The 18,692-nt window shown below is 49.4% G+C and carries 22 protein-coding genes, 1 pseudogene and 1 riboswitch; of the genes and pseudogenes, 16 read left to right on the forward strand and 7 right to left on the reverse strand.

The features are described 5' to 3' along the window. The first annotated feature begins 69 nt into the window (after window positions 1-69). Together C8J48_RS06575 and ku are read left to right on the forward strand one after the other, a co-directional pair. Window positions 70-1,464 (forward strand): tetratricopeptide repeat protein, encoded by a 1,395-nt coding sequence (locus tag C8J48_RS06575; RefSeq protein ID WP_107725521.1) that lies wholly within the window; start codon window positions 70-72, stop codon window positions 1,462-1,464. An 11-nt stretch (window positions 1,465-1,475) separates the two neighbouring features. Next, window positions 1,476-2,285, forward strand: a complete 810-nt coding sequence (ku, locus tag C8J48_RS06580; protein WP_107725522.1) for a non-homologous end joining protein Ku — start codon at window positions 1,476-1,478, stop codon at window positions 2,283-2,285. 4 nt (window positions 2,286-2,289) lie between these two features. Here ku and C8J48_RS06585 read toward each other — a convergent pair whose 3' ends face one another. Further along, window positions 2,290-2,607, reverse strand: coding sequence for a hypothetical protein (locus tag C8J48_RS06585; protein WP_107725523.1), 318 nt, complete (start codon window positions 2,605-2,607; stop codon window positions 2,290-2,292). 66 nt (window positions 2,608-2,673) lie between these two features. Continuing rightward, window positions 2,674-2,835, reverse strand: coding sequence for a hypothetical protein (locus C8J48_RS18670; RefSeq protein WP_170105221.1), 162 nt, complete (start codon window positions 2,833-2,835; stop codon window positions 2,674-2,676). A gap of 81 nt (window positions 2,836-2,916) precedes the next feature. On the opposite strand from C8J48_RS18670, the gene ligD (C8J48_RS06590) reads away from it, so the two are divergent. After that, window positions 2,917-3,819 (forward strand): non-homologous end-joining DNA ligase, encoded by a 903-nt coding sequence (gene ligD / locus C8J48_RS06590; RefSeq protein ID WP_107725524.1) that lies wholly within the window; start codon window positions 2,917-2,919, stop codon window positions 3,817-3,819. 36 nt (window positions 3,820-3,855) lie between these two features. Here ligD (C8J48_RS06590) and C8J48_RS06595 read toward each other — a convergent pair whose 3' ends face one another. Next, the gene (locus C8J48_RS06595; protein ID WP_107725525.1) at window positions 3,856-4,101 is read right to left on the reverse strand and encodes a hypothetical protein; all 246 of its coding nucleotides are present in this window, start codon (window positions 4,099-4,101) and stop codon (window positions 3,856-3,858) included. A 125-nt stretch (window positions 4,102-4,226) separates the two neighbouring features. On the opposite strand from C8J48_RS06595, the gene ligD (C8J48_RS06600) reads away from it, so the two are divergent. Together ligD (C8J48_RS06600) and C8J48_RS06605 are read left to right on the forward strand one after the other, a co-directional pair. Further along, on the forward strand, window positions 4,227-5,138 hold the full coding sequence (gene ligD, locus C8J48_RS06600) for a non-homologous end-joining DNA ligase (RefSeq protein ID WP_107725526.1): 912 nt from the start codon (window positions 4,227-4,229) through the stop codon (window positions 5,136-5,138). 95 nt (window positions 5,139-5,233) lie between these two features. Beyond that, window positions 5,234-6,499 carry an amidohydrolase gene (locus tag C8J48_RS06605; protein WP_107727621.1) on the forward strand — a complete coding sequence of 422 codons (1,266 nt, stop codon included), beginning with the start codon at window positions 5,234-5,236 and terminating at the stop codon, window positions 6,497-6,499. Window positions 6,500-6,573: 74 nt separating this feature from the next. Here the strand turns inward: C8J48_RS06605 and C8J48_RS06610 are convergent, their stop codons facing one another. Then, the gene (locus tag C8J48_RS06610; RefSeq protein ID WP_107725527.1) at window positions 6,574-6,768 is read right to left on the reverse strand and encodes a hypothetical protein; all 195 of its coding nucleotides are present in this window, start codon (window positions 6,766-6,768) and stop codon (window positions 6,574-6,576) included. Between the two features lie 174 nt (window positions 6,769-6,942). Between C8J48_RS06610 and C8J48_RS06615 the strand changes: the two genes are divergently transcribed. From C8J48_RS06615 to C8J48_RS06640, 6 genes are all read left to right on the forward strand, one after another. After that, window positions 6,943-7,611: a hypothetical protein gene (locus C8J48_RS06615; RefSeq protein WP_107725528.1), complete on the forward strand. Its 669-nt coding sequence runs from the start codon at window positions 6,943-6,945 to the stop codon at window positions 7,609-7,611. Window positions 7,612-7,726: 115 nt separating this feature from the next. After that, the gene (locus C8J48_RS06620; RefSeq protein WP_107725529.1) at window positions 7,727-8,254 is read left to right on the forward strand and encodes a hypothetical protein; all 528 of its coding nucleotides are present in this window, start codon (window positions 7,727-7,729) and stop codon (window positions 8,252-8,254) included. Then, window positions 8,247-9,743 (forward strand): AAA family ATPase, encoded by a 1,497-nt coding sequence (locus tag C8J48_RS06625; protein ID WP_107725530.1) that lies wholly within the window; start codon window positions 8,247-8,249, stop codon window positions 9,741-9,743. Before C8J48_RS06620 ends, C8J48_RS06625 begins: the two co-directional genes overlap by 8 nt. Before the next feature lie 33 nt (window positions 9,744-9,776). Further along, the gene (locus tag C8J48_RS06630) at window positions 9,777-10,667 is read left to right on the forward strand and encodes a 3-hydroxyacyl-CoA dehydrogenase family protein (RefSeq protein WP_281261189.1); all 891 of its coding nucleotides are present in this window, start codon (window positions 9,777-9,779) and stop codon (window positions 10,665-10,667) included. Then, window positions 10,664-11,863 (forward strand): acetate kinase, encoded by a 1,200-nt coding sequence (locus C8J48_RS06635; RefSeq protein WP_107725531.1) that lies wholly within the window; start codon window positions 10,664-10,666, stop codon window positions 11,861-11,863. Before C8J48_RS06630 ends, C8J48_RS06635 begins: the two co-directional genes overlap by 4 nt. A 51-nt stretch (window positions 11,864-11,914) precedes the next feature. After that, window positions 11,915-13,087: a pyridoxal phosphate-dependent aminotransferase gene (locus tag C8J48_RS06640; RefSeq protein WP_107725532.1), complete on the forward strand. Its 1,173-nt coding sequence runs from the start codon at window positions 11,915-11,917 to the stop codon at window positions 13,085-13,087. Window positions 13,088-13,155: 68 nt separating this feature from the next. Here the strand turns inward: C8J48_RS06640 and C8J48_RS06645 are convergent, their stop codons facing one another. Beyond that, a complete protein-coding gene (locus C8J48_RS06645; RefSeq protein WP_107725533.1) occupies window positions 13,156-13,356 on the reverse strand; it encodes a cold-shock protein in 201 nt (66 codons plus the stop codon). A 272-nt stretch (window positions 13,357-13,628) separates the two neighbouring features. Here C8J48_RS06645 and C8J48_RS06650 point away from each other — a divergent pair, with 272 nt between their 5' ends. Further along, window positions 13,629-14,108 carry a CarD family transcriptional regulator gene (locus tag C8J48_RS06650; RefSeq protein ID WP_107725534.1) on the forward strand — a complete coding sequence of 160 codons (480 nt, stop codon included), beginning with the start codon at window positions 13,629-13,631 and terminating at the stop codon, window positions 14,106-14,108. A gap of 73 nt (window positions 14,109-14,181) precedes the next feature. Here the strand turns inward: C8J48_RS06650 and C8J48_RS06655 are convergent, their stop codons facing one another. After that, complete coding sequence (locus tag C8J48_RS06655; protein ID WP_107725535.1) at window positions 14,182-15,036, reverse strand: SDR family NAD(P)-dependent oxidoreductase; 855 nt, start codon at window positions 15,034-15,036, stop codon at window positions 14,182-14,184. Window positions 15,037-15,174: 138 nt separating this feature from the next. Here C8J48_RS06655 and C8J48_RS06660 point away from each other — a divergent pair. The 4 genes and pseudogenes from C8J48_RS06660 (at window position 15,175) to C8J48_RS06675 (ending at window position 17,841) form a co-directional block, all read left to right on the forward strand. Beyond that, window positions 15,175-16,170: pseudogene (locus C8J48_RS06660) on the forward strand (zinc-binding dehydrogenase). 46 nt (window positions 16,171-16,216) lie between these two features. Then, complete coding sequence (locus C8J48_RS06665) at window positions 16,217-16,840, forward strand: class I SAM-dependent methyltransferase (RefSeq protein ID WP_107725536.1); 624 nt, start codon at window positions 16,217-16,219, stop codon at window positions 16,838-16,840. A 201-nt stretch (window positions 16,841-17,041) separates the two neighbouring features. Then, window positions 17,042-17,141, forward strand: a riboswitch (guanidine-I (ykkC/yxkD leader). Between the two features lie 53 nt (window positions 17,142-17,194). Then, window positions 17,195-17,524 (forward strand): DMT family transporter, encoded by a 330-nt coding sequence (locus C8J48_RS06670; protein WP_107725537.1) that lies wholly within the window; start codon window positions 17,195-17,197, stop codon window positions 17,522-17,524. Beyond that, complete coding sequence (locus tag C8J48_RS06675; protein ID WP_107725538.1) at window positions 17,524-17,841, forward strand: DMT family transporter; 318 nt, start codon at window positions 17,524-17,526, stop codon at window positions 17,839-17,841. The genes C8J48_RS06670 and C8J48_RS06675 overlap by 1 nt, the downstream gene beginning before the upstream one ends. Before the next feature lie 56 nt (window positions 17,842-17,897). Here the strand turns inward: C8J48_RS06675 and lexA are convergent, their stop codons facing one another. After that, on the reverse strand, window positions 17,898-18,524 hold the full coding sequence (lexA, locus tag C8J48_RS06680; protein WP_107727623.1) for a transcriptional repressor LexA: 627 nt from the start codon (window positions 18,522-18,524) through the stop codon (window positions 17,898-17,900). Window positions 18,525-18,692 lie beyond the last annotated feature (168 nt).

Here is an 18,692-nt window from a genome sequence, read left to right on the forward strand (position 1 = left end):
ATCCACCTTCGCATGGTTTCCTCCACACACGCAGATACTCAAGATAAGTATGAATGAGGAGGCGGCGACATGCGAAAGGAATGGTTGCAGCATTATCGTGAGCGCATGGATTTGATCCAAGCGGAGTATCCGACGGCGTCGCCATCTGAACAGTCCCAGATGCGAGAAGAAGTGCAGAGCATCCGGCGGTGGATGGGGGAGTTGTTGGAAGGATGGATCGCATTGGAGGAAGGGATAGCTGTATTGTTGCAAACACACCCCGAACTGGATGGAGAAGCAACGGAGGAGTTAGGGGAAGAGTTTTGGCTGGATGAACGGGTGGTACGGTCGTTTCGGCAGGGACAAGGGTATTATCAATTAAAAATGTTTCAGGAAGCACGTCCTTTTTTTGGTCATGTGGTGGATTCGGAACCGGAATTTTTGCTCGGCAGAATTTACTTAGCTCTTTCCCAATTTCAATCCGGACAGTGGGAGGAGGCACAACGTCATTTTGAGTTGGTGTTAAAGACGGCAGAGCAAGTTCCCTTTCAAACGTTTGCCCATCACATGCTGGGCTGTGTTCAGGTGAAATGCGGACGGGAACAACAGGCAATTCGCCACTTTGAACAGGCATTAGAGCTGGATCCGGATCACGGTGACTCCTGGTTTAACCTCGGGACCTGTTATTACCGCCTCAAGAATTACCACGAGGCGATTCCTCGTTTTTTTCATGCGTTGCGAACCAGCGAGGGGGATTGGGAGGCGATGTATTATCTGGCCTGTTGTTATGAGCGGCTGGGTCGATGGGAAAGTGTGGCGTACTGGCGGTTGGCTGCCTTTGAAGAAGTGAAACAGCCGGAAATGATGGAGGAGATCGCCCACGATTTTGAAGCGACGGGTGATATGGAGGGAGCCGTAAAATGGTATCGCAAGCTCTTACAACACGATCCCGTCAAAGTGTCGGGCTATCACGGCATCAGCTGGCATTTGTGGCAGCAGGGAGAGTACGGGGAAGCGATGGCTTTATTGAAAAAGGCGTTGACACTGGCTCCTAACGATACTGACCTTTTGTTTACATTTGTATGGTTCCGCTTTCAAGCAGGCGAATTGGATGAAATCAACCACATGATTAGCCAGCTACCGACCTCGTTGGCCAATGAGCCCCTGTGGCTGGTGCTACGCTCACGCCTTCACGCCCATCGCGATGAATGGGATGAGGCCAAAGAAATAGCGTTGCAAGTGATCCGAGAGGCGGACACAAATGGGTTTATCCGGTCATTGGGGCATTATCAGTTGGGGCGCGTCTTTTTACAGCAACAAAATCCAGGCGAAGCCCGGCAGCATTTTCGCAAAGCGATCGAAGATGTTCCCACCTGGAATGAACCGCTGTTTTTTGAAGGGTTGTGCCACTGGCTGGAGGGAAACCCGGATGGAACACGGCAGTGTTGGGAAGCGATTCCGCTGACGGGAACAACCACGCAATAGGAGTGACCATTATGCATACGGTATGGAAAGGATCGATCAGTTTTGGGTTAGTCCATATCCCGGTTAAGATGTACACCGCTACAAAAGAGAAAGGGGTCTCGTTTCGCAATTTGCATCGAAAGTGTAAAACTCCGATCAAATATACGCGCACCTGCCCCCATTGCGAAATAGAAGTGCCATGGGAAGAGATTGTAAAAGGATATGAGTATGCCGACAACCAGTTTGTGCTGATGGAGAAAGAAGAACTGGATGCGGTGATGCCGGAGAATCGAAAGTCGATTGAGATTTTGGATTTTGTGCAGTTGGAGGAGATTGATCCCGTCTATTTTGACCGGACGTATTATCTGGGACCGGGTGATCACGGCGATCGCCCTTATGCGTTGTTGCGGGAGGCGATGCGGGAGAGTGGACGGATCGGAGTGGCCCAGGTGACGATTCGATCCAAGCAAACCTTGGGGGTGGTGCGGGTTTATCAAGGGTGCTTGGTGATGGAGACCATCTATTATCCGGATGAAGTACGGCAAGCGGAGGCGGTTCCGGATGTTCCCGGTCAAACGGAGTTGCCGGAAAAAGAGTTGGCGATGGCGCGGCAGTTGATTGAAAATCTGACGACTACCTTTAACCCTGAGCAGTATCAGGATACTTACCGTCAAGCGGTGGAAGAGATGATCGCGAAAAAGGTGAAGGGAGAAGAAGTGGTAACTGTACCGGAGAAACAGCCGGAACGGGTGGTCGATCTAATGGAAGCGCTAAAAGCCAGCCTGGAACAGACCGGGGAGAAAAAAGGGAAAGGGGGTCGCAAGAAAAAAGCCGCCAAATAGGCGACTACTCTTTTCCTTGCCAATAGCGGATATGGGTCACCTCTGAGGTCGGGTTTCGGTCCACCTCTCGCCCGTTTGTATCGAGACGCACTTTTACCTGACGGTAATGTTCCACAACCCAGTTTCCTTCACGCGTCGTTTTTTCTAATTCCATTTGATAATCGGTGGTTAGGCGTGGTGTGCCCGGCTGTGATAAAGCAGGTAGGGACTCCGGCAAAGCGGTCGTTTCACGGGCCACCAGCATCGCCACTAACATGAGATTGACGGCAATAACAGTGCCTAAGATTACCGGTATCCATCGTAAACGCAGGCGTTCTGTCATAACGACCTCCCCTGGTTTTTTTATACCAGTGTATGGTCGAATATGGACAAAGATACGAACAGAGGATTAAAGGGTACCTAAAAACAACCACAGCGCCACAATCAAGATGGATGCTTGATATAAGACTTCCAAAATGGGTTGTCGATTGGCTTGCACCATTTGTATCAGATGATACGCACAGCGAAAACAGATGACCACGAGAGCGATTTGGACTAACAACAGTGGCATTACATTCACCTCCATCCCCACCCTATGTAAAGAGGAGGTTGTTTCATGCGTGGGCAAAGACGGATCGGGGCAGGATAAACCATGTTCCCAATAAAACCGATGGAACCGATACAAACGGAAGCAATGCTCTCCTCCGATGAATGGATTTATCAAGTGAAATGGGACGGCGTTCGCATCTTGGCTTATCTGGAGGATGGACAGGTGCGATTATGGAATCGAAAAAAAGCGGAACGAACCGCCCAATACCCTGAGCTGGTTACCGAGTTAAAGGGGATTTCGTGCCGATCCGCTGTCCTGGATGGAGAAGTGATTGTGGTTCATCGGGGGCGAGCTGATTTTTTTCAGGTGCTAAAAAGGGATTTACTGCAAAATCCGCGCAAAATTCAAGCCGCTTATCAGGCGATACCGGTGCAGTTTCAGTTGTTTGATCTCCTGCATATCAACGGAGAAGATCTGGTGAAACACGCCTGGGAGCAGCGCGATGAGCAATTGCGATTGCTGCTGGAGAAAACGCAGACGGAACGGATCGCTGTGACGGATTCTTTTGCAGATGGCAACGCTTTGTGGCATGCAACCCGGGAACGGGGATGGGAAGGGATCGTGATGAAAAGAAAAACCAGTCCCTACCGTGTCGGGCAAAAGCATGCCGACTGGCGTAAAGTGAAACATTTTCGTACCCTCATGGCTCATCTGGTGGGAGCTTCCTTTAAAAAAGGACGTGTCAATGCGCTTTTGTTGGGAGTGGAGGAGGCGGGTGGGTGGTACTACATTGGACGTGCCGCCTCTGGGTTAAGTGAGCAGGAGTTGACGCTGCTGACGGAATGGATTCCGCAGTTACAGGTGGCGTCTCCTGCGGTGGTAAACCCGGTATATGATCCACAGGTTATTTGGATCCGGCCATCTTTTTCCGTCAAGGTTCGTTATTTGGAGTGGACACCACATGGTACGTTACGCTCACCGACCATCCTCGGATTTAACGCCTAAAAGAAAAAACCGGCCCTTGGCCGGAATGTGAGCGGTTTACCAGAAGAAGGGGCGGCCGAAAAAGGGACCACCGAATGGGGGGAAGAACGGAAACGGGCGGAAAAAGGGGAAACCAAAAAACGGGAAAAGACTAGTCTGCGGACCACCTGGGTTTCCATATGCGGCATATCCATAAGGGGAGTAAGGATTAGCCTGTTGCGTGTAAAAAGAGGGTCCGAATCCGTCGTGGGTTGGAAAGTCCGGCACAGGGGCATAATCGGGAAAACCTTGTTCTTGTGTCAACTCTGTTCCCTCCGATTCGTTTGATTTTTAGGCACACTGCACTTTATGATTCAATGTCCATTTTGGACTCTTGTCCGCTGGCATTCGCCCGGAAATTGGGCGTCAGTGGAGGAAGGGAGGTTTACATGGTAGCCACGGCACAAACTGTTACCGTCGACAGCCGTGAAATCCGCATATCGAATCCCGAAAAGATGTTGTTTCCCGCTCTTTCCCTTACCAAATGGGATTGGATTATGCATCTGACCCGGCTTGCTCCCTATTTGCTTCCCTACTGTAAAGACCGTTACTTGACGACGATCCGTTTTCCTGACGGACCGGCGGGAAAGTCGTTTTATCAAAAAAACGCACCTGCTCATACTCCCGATTGGATACCGATTAGCGAAGCGGGTGAGGTGCGTTATATGCGGTTAGAAGAGACGTCTACCCTTATTTATCTGGGGAATCTGGCCTGTCTGGAATTCCACCTCTCTTTTGACCGTTGCTCAAACCCGGATCGGCCGACGGATCTGGTGTTTGATATCGATCCCTCTCAAAAAGGTGCCAAAGGATTTGAGCAAGCGAAGGAGACAGCCCTGCTAACACGGGAAACGCTACAATCGTTGGGGTTGGATGGGGTGGTAAAAACCTCAGGCGCGACAGGATTACAAATTTATGTGCCGCTGCTGCCGGGTTACACCTTTGAAGAAACAAGAGAAGTGAATCAATTTATCGCTCACTATCTACGGGAGAAACATCCCAACTTGATTACCGTAGAGCGAACCGTATCGAAGCGGGGGACTAAGGTGTATTTTGACTATCTACAACACTGGCGCGGCAAATCCTTGATTGCACCCTATTCACCGCGAGCGCGGGAAGAGGCGACGGTTTCAACCCCGGTGCGCTGGGAAGAATTACGCCCGTCATTGCAACCGGAAGTATTTACACTACAAACGATTCACCGCCGTTTGGCACAAGTGGGGGATCTGTTTTCGCCGTTACGGCAAAACAACGGCTACAACCTTGATGATATTTTAAGCTTTATTCGGCAACGACGTTAATCACTTGTCTCTGATTTGCCTTTAAGCTATGGTAGGTGGAGAAAGGGGGACGGAGAAAAGTGATACGGCTATTTACCAATGCGACGATTTTGACAATGAAAGAAGGAGAGCCGCTCCTATCGGAAGCTTCGATGTTGATCAAAGGGGATCGCATTGTTTGGGTGGGCACTGGCTCACCACCGGAAGCAGAAGTGGATAAAATCGTGGATATGAAGGATCGTCTACTGTTGCCGGGATGGATCAACACGCACAACCATGCGGCGATGACGCTGTTGCGGGGATACGCGGATGATTTGCCGTTACAAACGTGGCTGCAGAAATATATGTGGCCGCTGGAGGCCCGTTTTCAGGCGCGCCAGGTGCGGGCGGGCACCCGTTTGGCGGTGGTGGAGATGATTCGTGGCGGGACAACTTGTTTCGCCGATATGTACGATTATATGGATGAAGTAGCACAAGTAGTGGCGGATTCCGGCATCCGGGCTCGTCTGTGCCGCGGCGTAATCGGTTTAGTATCGGAGCAGGAACGGCAATCCAAGTTAAATGAGGCCGTTCAGTTTGTACGCGATTGGAACGGAAAAGCCGATGGGCGCATCACGACGATGCTGGCGCCGCACGCCGCCTACACCTGTCCCCCTGCTTATATTGAACAGATTGTAGAACAAGCGGAAATCCTGGATCAGCCGATTCACACTCATTTGTCGGAAACCGCGGCGGAAGTGGAGCAAAATGTAAACGAATATGGGTGTCGCCCAGTGGAACACCTGGATCGGTTGGGTGTATTCCAACGTCCCACCCTAGTCGCCCATGCTGTCCATGTAAACGAAGAAGAGATCGCGTTGCTGGCCGCCAGGAGTGTAAAAATTTCCCATAATCCAGGAAGCAATTTAAAGTTAGGCAGTGGAATCGCTCCCATTCCCGCTATGTTCCGTCATGGCCTTACGCCGTCATTGGGAACAGACGGGGCCGCCAGCAACAACAATCTTGATCTGTTGGGGGAAATCCAGTTGGCTGCGCTCATCCATAAAGGGGCCAATCAGGATCCAGAGGCAGTCCCTGCGGAGCAAGCGTTAGCAATGGGTACTCGCTTTGGTGCAGAGGCGCTCTTTTTATCGGATGAAATCGGTACGCTGGAGGCGGGCAAAAAAGCGGATTTTATCTCAGTGGATACTTCTGTCCCTCATATGCAGCCGGCCCATGACCTTGTCTCTCATCTGGTTTATGCCGCCGGGGCAAGTGATGTGCAGGATGTTTATGTGGATGGACACCCATTGATGCGCAACCGCCATCTGCTTACGCTGGATGAGGAAAAAATACGCTGGGAAGCCCAGCGGGCTTTTGAAATGATCGCACCATCCGAATAAAAAAACCTGCCAGTCGGCAGGTAATCAATGGATGGGGGTATAGGCAGGAGTAATCAAGTTACAATAGAAATAAGTTATTCGTTTAATTCGATCTCCAGGTGATAACGCAAAGGGATATCAGAGGAGTCCTCTGTTTTCCTTTTCCATCGCGAAGAAGGAGAAGCCCATGCTTCAACCTGGAGAAGCGTCCGGATTGCTTCCAGTTCCTCGGCGGGGAAGTGCCCGTCCAGCTCCTCCAAGATCCGACCGGGGGACGAAAAAGCATCCATTGGCTCACCTCCTTATGTACCGTTATTGTCACCTCCCTGGCCGGGAGTATGACTTACACTTTTTACACGTATCCCCGTCCGACATCCCTTGGACGGGGCTTTTTCCGCTTTCGGTGATAAACGGGAGCGGTGTTTCGTACATTGGAATTATAGTCCATGGAGGGAGGGGCAACGGTGCGAATTGGGTTGATATTGTTGTCCGTCTTTTTCTGTGTCGGTTTAATCGGCTGCATCAAACATGATTCAATCGCCGAGCAAGCACCGGAGGAGACAGCGGAAAAAGAAGCGGATACGGAGCAATGGGATCAGGTTTTTTTACAGCGTATCGAAACGGAGATGAAAAAGGATCAACGAGATTTTACCCTGTCTTTACAAGACGGTAGTTCGTTTGCAGGAAAAGAAAAAGATGGGGAATGGAACTTAACGAGTACCGATACCGAAAAAGAGGAATCGATCAAAGCCGTACAGGAAGATGGAATGATCAAATTAACCCGAGGAGATCAGACGGAAGAGTTGAGTACACGCCAGTTTGGATTGGTCGCTCCCCAGGATCACTTTCAGTTGGTACGGGATTCTGTACAACGCGTGAACAAGGAAACGAAAGCAGGGCAGGATTGGTATGTCGTGGATCTAAATAAGGAAGATCTGGGGGATAAACTGGGACACTGGATGGGAAAACCGTATGATCAAGGAGCGGCCAGCCAAGCGAGCCGTAAGTTTATTTTTCAATATCGATTTCAATTTGATGAAAACCACTTACGTCAGATGGTGATCCGGGTTACGTCATTGGAAGATTCTGATGCAAACGAACTGGTTGAGTATACGTTTGAGCCCGATAAATAAGGATAAACGAAAGCAGGGGCATGACGGGATCGCCGTTGTGCCCCTGCTTTCGTATATATAATGTGATATACTTCTATCAATACTTTTAGTGTATTGCGTAGAAAGGTGGGGGACCATGTCTCTTCGTTGGCCAGTAGCCGTGACAGCACTGATTGTCTCGTTATTGCTGTTGTTTGGGGGATATACCCTCTTTCAATGGACAAACCTGGAGCGTCCGCTAAAGCAGACAATAGCAGAAACACCAACGGTGACAGCGAAAGAGATCACGGTTTCTCCCGACAAAATCACGATTCGCCTAGAGGCAGATGCGCACTTTTCGTTGACGCAGCAGTATCCGTCATTGCAGAAACAATTGACGGCGATTGCGGGAGGGCGACCGTTAGAAATAGAAATGCTGGATCACCCTGATAAAACTTTAAACCAAGCCTGGGGTGAAATGGTATTTGGTGTGGAGGAAGGGCTGGCTCACCAGCGTTATTCCGCGATTCCCGCTGCGGTAAAGAAGGCAACACCATCTGGGGCGGAAAGTTATGTTGTTATGGATGATAGCCATCTGTATATCGAAATCAAACAGGGAGAAGCGCGATTGTATCGCATTCTTCCTTTGCATAAGAAAGAGAGTGGGGTGAAGGATAATGGGTAAAGGCATCGTGGTAGGGGTGGTTCCGGCTACACTGCTTTTTCTGCTGTATCTGGGACTCAGTCCTATGCCGATCCTAGTTCTGGCCGGTATCGCCGGTCTGGTTTGGGTGATGATGGGTTCCCGTTCCGGTTCTGGAAAAAAGAAGATCCTTCACTCTAAAGAGGCTGTTCCAACGGTATCATTTGATCAAATCGGAGGGCAAGAACGGGCAAAAAAAGAACTGCGGGAAGCGCTCGACTTTTTGATCCACCGTCACCATATTCGCCAATACGGGATTCGCCCGCTTAAAGGGATTCTGTTGTCTGGACCTCCCGGTACAGGAAAAACGTTGATGGCTAAAGCGGCCGCTCACTACACGGATTCAGTGTTTATCACCACATCCGGAAGTGAATTTATCGAAATGTATGTGGGTGTCGGTGCACAACGGATTCGCGAGTTGTTTCATAAGGCGCGCAAAGAGGCGAAGAAAAACAATAAAAACAGCGCTATCATCTTTATCGACGAGATCGATGTGATCGGTGGACAGCGCGCCGGCTCGCAGCATCGCGAATATGATCAGACGTTAAATCAGTTGCTGACGGAAATGGACGGCATGACGACAGACCGCAAAGTGCAGGTGTTGGTGGTTGCCGCCACCAACCGCAAAGATATGTTGGACTCGGCCCTGTTGCGCCCGGGACGCTTTGATCGACATATTACGGTGGATCTCCCGGATAAAAAAGCGCGTATGTCCATTTTAAAGTTGCATACGCATAATAAGCCCTTGGCTGATGATGTGGACCTGGAACAAATTGGGGTGGAGACATTTGGCTTTTCCGGTGCTCAGTTGGAGAGTCTCACCAATGAAGCGGCGATTTATGCGATGCGGAACGGCAGTGATAAGATTGGGCAACGGCATTTGTCTGAGGCGATCGATAAGGTGATGATGGGAGAAAAAACGGATCGAGAAGCCACACAGGAAGAGCGGGAGCGCGTCGCCATTCATGAGTTGGGTCATGCGATTGTATCCGAATGGGTTCGTCCTCACTCTGTTTCTCAGGTTTCGTTGGCTCCACGAGGACAGGCATTGGGATATGTGCGCCATCACCCTGGTCAGGATCGCTACCTTCACACCCGAAAGCAAATTGAAGATCAGATTATGATCTGTTTGGCCGGTGCTGCCGCTGAGGAACAGGTATACAAGAATCGCTCAACTGGAGCTAAAAACGATTACGAACAAGCCAATCGTTTTACCCGTGCATTAATTGAAGCCGGTTTGTCGGATTTGGGAATCATTGATAAAGATTTGGTTAGCAATGAGACACTCCACCAAGAATCTGTTAAGATACTTAAGGAGCTTCATGTTCGGACGGTCCAGCTGTTGGATCGCTATTTCCCTGTCTTTGACGCTGCCCTTACCATCCTTTTAAAAGAAGAGGTGCTATCAGGGGAGCAGTTCCGGGAATTATTGAAGCGATATATGGAAGAACCTAAGGCGGTCAATGGATGACCGCGTGTAAGGTTGGGGAAGGAGAAATGGGTTTTGTCAGACATTCAACATGTCGTCGTTTATGGCGGCGGCACGATGGGGCAAGGAATTGCGGAGCTTTTGTCCAAAAAAGGGTTTGATGTCAGTGTCATCGAAAAAACACAAGCTTTGGCTAAACAGGCACACCATCACATTGAACTCAGTTTGGATAAACAGCTTTCCAAGTGGGGAATCACGCAAGCGGAGAAAAAATTGATCCTCTCCCGCATTCAATTTACCAATGAAGAGACGCCGCTACAGTATGCAGATTTGGTGATTGAAACCATTACAGAGGATCTGGAGTCCAAAAAAGAGGTGTTTGATCGTTGTGATCGGCTGTGCCCTTCTAACACGATTGTGGCCAGCAACACCTCAACCTTGAGCTTGACCGAATTGGCGGCCGTCACCCGACGTCCAGAAAGGGTGATCGGCCTCCATTTTGTTCATCCCAGCACACGGGTGGATTTGGTGGAGATTGTACGGGGATTGCGGACGAGTCCAGAGACGGTTGACGAAGTAAAAGCCTTGCTGGAGCGACTCCACCTGGTCGGGGTGGAAGTGTATGAATCCCCTGGCTTTGTCACGACGCGCCTGATTGTGATCCTGATCAACGAAGCACTGTATACACTGATGGAAGGAGTGGCCTCGCCTGAAGCGATCGATACGGCGATGAAGCGCGGTTATCGCTTCCCCTACGGTCCACTGGAAATGGCGGATCGATTTGGACTGGATTCGGTGTTGGCGGCGATGGAGCAACTCTTCCGCGAATACGGTGACAACAAATTCCGTCCGGCACCCTTGTTGAAGAAGATGGTGAGAGCAGGTCAACTGGGGGTTAAAACGGGTGAAGGTTTTTTCCACTATGATGAGGACGGCGATCGGATCGGGAAGGAGGGTGTACAATGAAGGTGCTGGTGATCAATTGTGGCAGCTCATCCATCAAATATGAACTGTTCGATATGGCCCAAGAAAGTGTATTGGCCAGCGGATTAGTGGAACGGATCGGTTCCGATCGCTCCATTCTAACCCATAAGGTGACCGGAAAAGAGCCTTGGGTGGAAACGGCAGAGATTTTGGATCATCGCCAAGGGTTGAACAAAGTGCTCGCTTTGTTGGTAGATAAAACCTTGGGTGTGCTTCATTCCGTCGATGAAGTGGATGCTGTCGGTCATCGGGTGGTGCACGGCGGTGAAGCTTTCTCCCAATCGGCTTTAATCAACACGGATGTGGTGCGAGCGATTCAAGCCAATGTGGATCTGGCTCCGCTTCATAATCCACCCAATCTTTTGGGGATTGATGCCGCCCGCCATCACCTTCCTCACGCACAACATGCGGCGGTGTTTGATACGGCATTTCATCAGACGATGCCGGACTATGCATATCTCTACGCGTTGCCACGAGTGTTGTATCAGAAACATAAAGTGCGCCGCTACGGTTTTCATGGTACTTCTCATCAGTATGTATCGGAGCGCGCAGCGGAGATGTTAGAAAAACCGTTGGAAGAGCTGAAACTGATTTCGTGCCATATCGGCAACGGCGCCAGTTGCACGGCGATCCAGGGCGGAAAATCGGTTGACACCAGTATGGGCATGACTCCACTGGAAGGGTTGATGATGGGAACGCGCAGCGGCGATATCGATCCAGCCATCGTTCCTTTTATTATGGCAAAGGAAGAGTTAACACTGGCGGAAGTTAACTCGATGATGAATAAACATAGCGGCTTGATCGGAGTGTCAGGACTCTCCAGCGATATGCGGGAGATTGTTGAAGGGACGTTTGAAGGGAATAAACAGGCTAAGCTTGCTTTAGAAATGTATACTTACCGCTTACGCAAAACAATAGGTGCCTATGCTGCGGCCATGGATGGGGTGGATGCGATTATCTTTACCGCCGGTGTCGGGGAGAATGCTTCGCTGGTACGGGAGTGGACTTGTCGCGGCCTTTCGTATCTGGGGGTAGAGCTGGATAAGGAGAAAAACGCCAATCGCGGATTACAAGTAATCAGCACACCGGAATCCCGGGTGAAAGTGTTGGTGATTCCGACGGATGAAGAACTGATGATTGCACGGGAAACGAAAAGGCTGGTGGAAAGCGCATCATGATTGTCGTCTATGTTACAATGATGGCGACAAGATGCAGAGAGGAGAACACAGATGAAATTGTCCCGCCGCGTACAACAATTGACACCTTCCAAAACGATTGAAATTACAGCAACAGCAAAAGCGTTACGGCAGCAGGGTCATGATGTGATTGTGTTGGGGGCAGGTGAACCGGATTTTAATACACCGGATGCAATCCTGGAAGCAGCCAATCGCGCGATGCGCGAAGGTCAAACCAAGTATACACCCGCCGGTGGTATACCAGAGTTAAAAGATGCGATCATCGCCAAATTCCAGCGGGAAAACGGCCTTTCCTACACTCGGGATGAGGTAACGGTAACGGTAGGGGCCAAGCACGCCCTCTATAATTTGTTTCAAGTGACGCTGGATGAGGGAGATGAGGTGATCATTCCCTCTCCGTATTGGGTGAGTTATATTGAACAAGTAAAACTGGCTGGTGGCGTGCCTGTCGTTATTGAAGGAAAAGAAGAGAATGGGTTTAAGGTGACGGTAGAGCAACTGCGCCAAGCTGTTACAGAACGCTCAGTGGCGTTTTTGATCAACACCCCCTCCAATCCCACAGGTGCGATGTATTCCGCTGATGAGTTGCGTACGTTAGGGGAGTGTTGCCGGGAACACGATCTCTTGATCGTCTCGGATGAAATTTATGAGCAACTGGTATACGGAGAGCAACAACCGGTCAGCATTGCCGGTCTAGCGGACTTTAAAGAGCGGACCGTCATCATCAACGGCGTTTCTAAAACCTACTCCATGACTGGATGGCGCATCGGATATGCTGCCGGTGATGCCCGCATCATCAAAGCGATGACCAGTCTGGCTAGCCATAGCACCTCCAATCCCACTTCCATTGCACAGTATGCCGCTCTGGAAGCCCTCGCCGGCGACCAAACTCCGGTGGCGCAGATGAAAAAAGCGTTCCATGAGCGACGTGATTATGTGGTGGAACGGCTTCGGCAGATGCCAGGAGTTACTTCCGATACTCCCCAAGGGGCATTCTATGTGTTTGCCAATGTAGCACAAGCGGCAGCTACTGCCGGCTTCGACTCGGTCGATGACTGGGTAAAAGCGATGTTGGAAAAAGAAAAAGTAGCTTTGGTCCCCGGTTCCGCCTTTGGCTCCTCCGATCATGTACGCATTTCCTATGCCACTTCAATGGAAGAACTAGAAAAAGCGATGGATCGGATGGAATCGTTTATACGCAGTTAAGCAAAATCCCGCCAATATGGCGGGATTTTGCTTAAATAAAAGATGCCGGCGATTTGCCGGCATGCAACTTATAACTTCACTACATTTTGAGCTTGGTCCCCACGGTTGCCCTGGGTAATTTCAAACCGTACTTTGTCGCCTTCATCTAGGCTTTTAAAACCATCGGCGTTAATAGCGGAAAAATGAACAAAAACATCATCCCGGCCTTCCACTTCGATAAACCCAAATCCCTTTTCAGCATTAAACCATTTCACGGTACCTTCAATCATCAGTAAAAACCTCCACCAAAAATGTGTTGAAAATATTTTCCAGTAAAAATTCGCATGTTTGAAAGGATGACAAATGAGATCATAATCCCTTCAAACATGCGAATTATATACCTCAATATTACAACCATTAACAGTGTATCATATTTGGTCTTATTATCAAAGTCTTTTTTTACACTTAGATTATTGACACATTCTGAATGTGTGTGTTAAAATTATTTATTTTTTTGACCGGTATGTTATAATAGGAAAAAGGGCTTGTTGGAGGTGGTTCTCTGTTTAAGGTAGGGGATCAAGTCGTTTATCCGATGCACGGCGCAGGGATCATCGAAGCGATTGAAGAGAAAGAGATTCTGGGTAAAAAACAGATGTACTATGTCATGAAGATGCCCATCGGCGGCGTGAAGATCATGCTGCCCATGGATCGGGCTCCCAGTGTCGGTGTACGTGGGATTGTCAGCGATGAGACGATGGAGAAAGTGCTGCTCCTCTTTAAAAAGAAAGATACGGATGCCTCTGTTGCTTGGAATCAACGATATCGCTTAAATATGGAAAAGATCAAAAGCGGCGATATCTATAAAGGGGCGGAAGTGATCCGCGATTTGGAGCAGACCTGCCAAGAGAGAACGCTTGGAACAGGCGATAAGAAGATGCTGGAGGAAGCAAAACGGATCTTGATCAGTGAGCTTGCATTGGTAAAAGAGATATCGGAAGATCAGGCCGCTTGTTTGTTGGATGAAATTGTGCGGCAATAAGTTTTGCCCCCTTCGCAAGAGGGGGGCTTTTTGATTTTAAAAAACAAAATGGTGTTCCTTAGTCTAAGAGGGATTAGATGCGAAAAACCGGCACTTTCCGTCCGTCGATATCCGTAAAGCCGTACTCCTCAGCCAATTGTCCCACCGGCCAAACGCCGCCGCTTTTTTTCATTACATTGGGGTCGCTTGCTAATGCACAGACGGCACGGCCGACATAATGGGTGGATTCCGTCTGTTTGAGGTCATCTACTTCCTGCCAATGTTCCTCGTCAGTGTGAAATATCTTTAATACCAACTCCGTCCGCATCCATCCCGGTGAAACCGCCACTACGGCGATATTTTCTTCCTTCAACTCAAGCGATAAGCCATAGGCCATCCGATTAAGTGCATTTTTGGCCAGATCATAATAAAAATGACCGATGTATTTGTCGTCATCCCAGGAAGTGGTGTGTAGAATTAAACCACCTCCATTTTCACGCATGAATGGAATGGCGTAATGGTTGGTTGCCAACTGTGCCCGTACACCGGTGGTAAACATATTGTCCCAATGTTTCAATGTTAGTTCCCAAAAGGGATTTGGTTCCCAAACGGCAAGTTCATTGCCGCCCCAAACGTTGTTCACTAAAATATCCAGTTTCCCTTGCTCTTGGCGGATACGCGCAATCAGGGCTTCCACTTCCGTATCATTCGTATGATCACATCGAACTGGAAACGCGGTTCCGCCCTCAGCATTGATTTCATCTGCCGTATCATCGATGGTTCCCGGGGAATTCGCTTGTATAGCCGGATTATAGGTAGAATTTCCTCTCACGCTTCTTCCGGTTACATAGACAGTCGCTCCGGCTTTTCCCAACTCAAGCGCAATGCCACGTCCGGCTCCCCGGCTTGCTCCCGTTACCAGTGCCACTTTTCCTAGCAATGGTTTCATCAACATCCCCTCCTTTGCTTTCGCCTATAGGATACCCTTTCATCGTGACACCCATTGTCATGTTATTTTTTAAAGTTTGATCGATCTAAATCAGTGGAAATATTTATCGGCTGATACATAGCGATAGGAGGTTTTTATATGAAAGCAGTTGTTCATCAATCTCCAAAAGGATTAGCTGAGTTAAAGATAACAGAAGTAACCGAAAGGGAAGCGGGCATGGGAGAGGTGAAGGTTTCTCTAAAGGCTGCAGGACTCAATCATCGCGATTTGTTGGTACAGATCTGGGATCGCCCCACAGATGATGCGGTCATCCTCGGGTCTGACGGGGCGGGAATTGTGGAAGCCGTTGGTGAAGGGGTCAGCAAAGTAAAAATCGGTGATGAAGTAATCATCAACCCCAGTCTCGGCTGGCCTTAGAATGGCGATGCACCGCCTGCAGGGTTTGAGATTCTCGGCGTTCCGACTCCTGGAACCTTTGCCCAAAACATAGTTGTCCCTGAGGAAAACGTAGTGAAAAAGCCGGATTATCTCACGTGGGAAGAGGCGGGTGTGTTACCCCTGGCGGCCTTGACCGCTTTTCGTGCCTTGTTTACCCGAGGGCAATTGAAAAAAGGGCAACATCTCCTCCTTCCCGGCATCGGAGGTGGAGTAGCTACCTTTGTTCTGTTAATGGCCAAAGCTGCTGACGCTCGGGTAACCGTCACATCCCGCAGCCAAGAAAAACGACAACAGGCGCTGAAGCTAGGAGCCGATGCCGCCCTTGACAGCAAAGGGGATTGGAATGAACAGATGAGAGGGGAGAAGGTGGATCTGGTGATCGACAGTGTGGGTCCGGCCACCTTCCACCAATCGATCAACCAACTTCGCGACGGTGGTCGTTTGGTCAACTTTGGAACGACTACCGGGCCAACGGTGGAAATTCCGCTATTTAGCCTATTTTACAAACAGATTAGCCTTCTTGGCACGACCATGGGAAGCAACGAAGAATTCCGGAATATGATCCGTTTTATGGAGCAGCATCAATTGCACCCTGTTGTTGACAAAGTGTATCCGTTGTCGGAAGCCGCCAAAGCGTTTAAACGGCTGGATGAAGGAGAGCAATTTGGGAAGATCGGATTACAAATTGGAGAGTAATGAATGCTGCTTAAAAAGCAGTAATCTTTGCAAAGGGGGGTCCATTGTGAGTGAGCTAAGGAGTAGGCTTCGACACGCCTACGCTCAGGAAGCTCAGATGAGAGACACCCGCTACAAGCCGGAGTGGAAGAAGCGGGAACGACAACGGTTTGCATCTTTGTTGAAAAGGGAGGAGCCTGTTCGCCTGTTGGAGATTGGTGCGGGTACAGGCCAGGACAGTCTCTTTTTTCACGAGGAGGGATTTGTCACTCTTGCGATAGATCTTTCCCCGGAGATGGTGGCGAAATGTAAAGAGAAAGGCTTGGATGCGCAAGTGATGGACGCCACCCATCTCCAATTTCCTGATAATTCGTTTGATGCGGTTTGGAGCTTCAATTGCCTCCTGCACCTACCCAAGCGAGAGTGGAATTCAATGTTAGCGGAGATTCGTCGGATATTGGCTCCGGGAGGATTATTTTATCTGGGCGTTTACGGGGGAAGGGATAGCGAAGGCATTTGGGAAGAGGACCACTGTAATCCAAAGCGCTTTTTTGCTTTCCATACAAATGATGCCTTATGTGAACGAGTGGAACAATACTTTCACATCCTTGATTTTCGTTCCTTCCGCCCAGAGGGCCAAGTGTTGGACCTTCAAGCCCTGACGCTGCAAGTGAAGGGGGAAGGCGATTAATGCCCCTTTTTTTCGATGTGTGAACTGTGGGATTCGATTGAGGAGAAATATCCAAACATAAAAAGGTAGTTTTTGAACGCAGTGGACACAATCCGATGTTTGAAGTCATTTGATGCTCAGTTATTAAGGTGGATTCACGGAGACGATTAGGTGCCTTGCGTTTACCGTCGCTTCTCTGATAATATAGATTGAACTGTATAGCAAACGGTTTTCTAGGGTTCCGCAGCGTATTCGCTGGACTGGTCCGAGAGAAAACGCACAACAACGGTTGTGTACACGGAGGGACAAAAGCCCGGGAGGATATCCTAATGGTATCTTCTCGGGCTTTTTATTTGATAAATGGGAGGGATGATCGTGAATCGAAGTTGGTTAAAAGTATTCGTTGCTGCTTTCTTTGAGGTTTTTTGGGTAATCGGGTTAAAATATGCCAATGATTTCTATGCATGGACGGGAACGGTGATCGCGATTATCATCAGCTTTACTTTTATGATTATGGCTGGACGCTCTTTGCCAACGGGAACGGTTTATGCCGTTTTTGTCGGCTTGGGAACAGCGGGCACCGTCTTTGCAGAGATCGCTTTTTTTGGAGAGCCGTTTTCAATGGCGAAATTACTGCTGATTCTGTTGTTGTTGGCTGGTGTTACTGGGTTAAAGTTAATCACAAAAATGGAGGCCGAAGGGTAATGGCATGGGTGTATCTCATTTTAGCCGGTCTCTTTGAGGTTGTCGGCGTCACCATGATCAATCAACTGCATCAAAATCGGGACTGGCGATCGTTTTTACTGTTGGTGCTGGGGTTTGGAACCAGTTTCGCTTTGCTTGCCGTGGCGATGAAAGAATTGCCAATGGGAACGGCCTATGCCGTTTGGACCGGGATCGGTGCAGCCGGGAGTGCGCTTGTAGGGATGGCGATATATGGAGAAGCGCGAGATGGCTGGCGCCTTTTCTTTCTCGCGCTGATTCTGATTGCGGTGATCGGGTTAAAGGTCGTCTCGGGCTAACCCCAAAAGTCCGGTTCGTACGTAAAAGGAACCGCATCTGCAGTTCCTTTTTGCCTTTAATGTAATTCCCGGAACAAGCCGACGACTTTACCCAGGATCGCTACCTCCGGTAAGAGGATCGGTTCCATCTGGTCGTTTTCCGGCTGTAGGCGGATATGGTCCTTTTCTTTGTAAAAACGCTTGACGGTCGCTTCTGTATCAGGGGTCATGGCTACAATGATATCGCCGTTATCTGCAGATTGTTGCTGACGGACCAGGACAAAATCGCCGTCCATTACACCGGCGTTAATCATACTGTCTCCACGGACGGACAATAGAAAAGCGGAATCCTCTTGACCGACCATACGGCGAGGGATCGGAAAGTAATCCTCAATGTTTTCCACGGCGGTAATCGGCTCACCAGCGGTCACTTTCCCCACCAACGGAACCATTACTGTATTTGCCACCAAATCTGGCCGATTGGCTCTGTCTTCATCCAACACTTCGATGGCACGTGGTTTGGTAGGATCGCGGCGAATAAGTCCCTTTTTCTCCAGACGGGAAAGGTGTCCATGGACGGTTGAGCTGGATGCAAGCCCGACGGCCTCTCCGATTTCACGGACGGAGGGAGGGTATCCTTTTTCACGCACCTCCTGTTTTATATAGTCTAAAATGGCTTGTTGCCGAGGTGATAGTTTTGACAAGACATTCATCCCCTTTCCTTTTACTTCAATCACCATTTCAAAATTAACTCCATATGATTTCCTCCAGTATATCATGAAGATACACCGAGAACAAACATAGGTTCGAATTTCTACATAATAATCCCCCTTTATGTAGAAAGGGGGATTATTATTGCTTGGCGGCAGCAG

The sequence above is a fragment of the Desmospora activa DSM 45169 genome (assembly GCF_003046315.1).
Classification (GTDB): domain Bacteria; phylum Bacillota; class Bacilli; order Thermoactinomycetales; family DSM-45169; genus Desmospora; species Desmospora activa.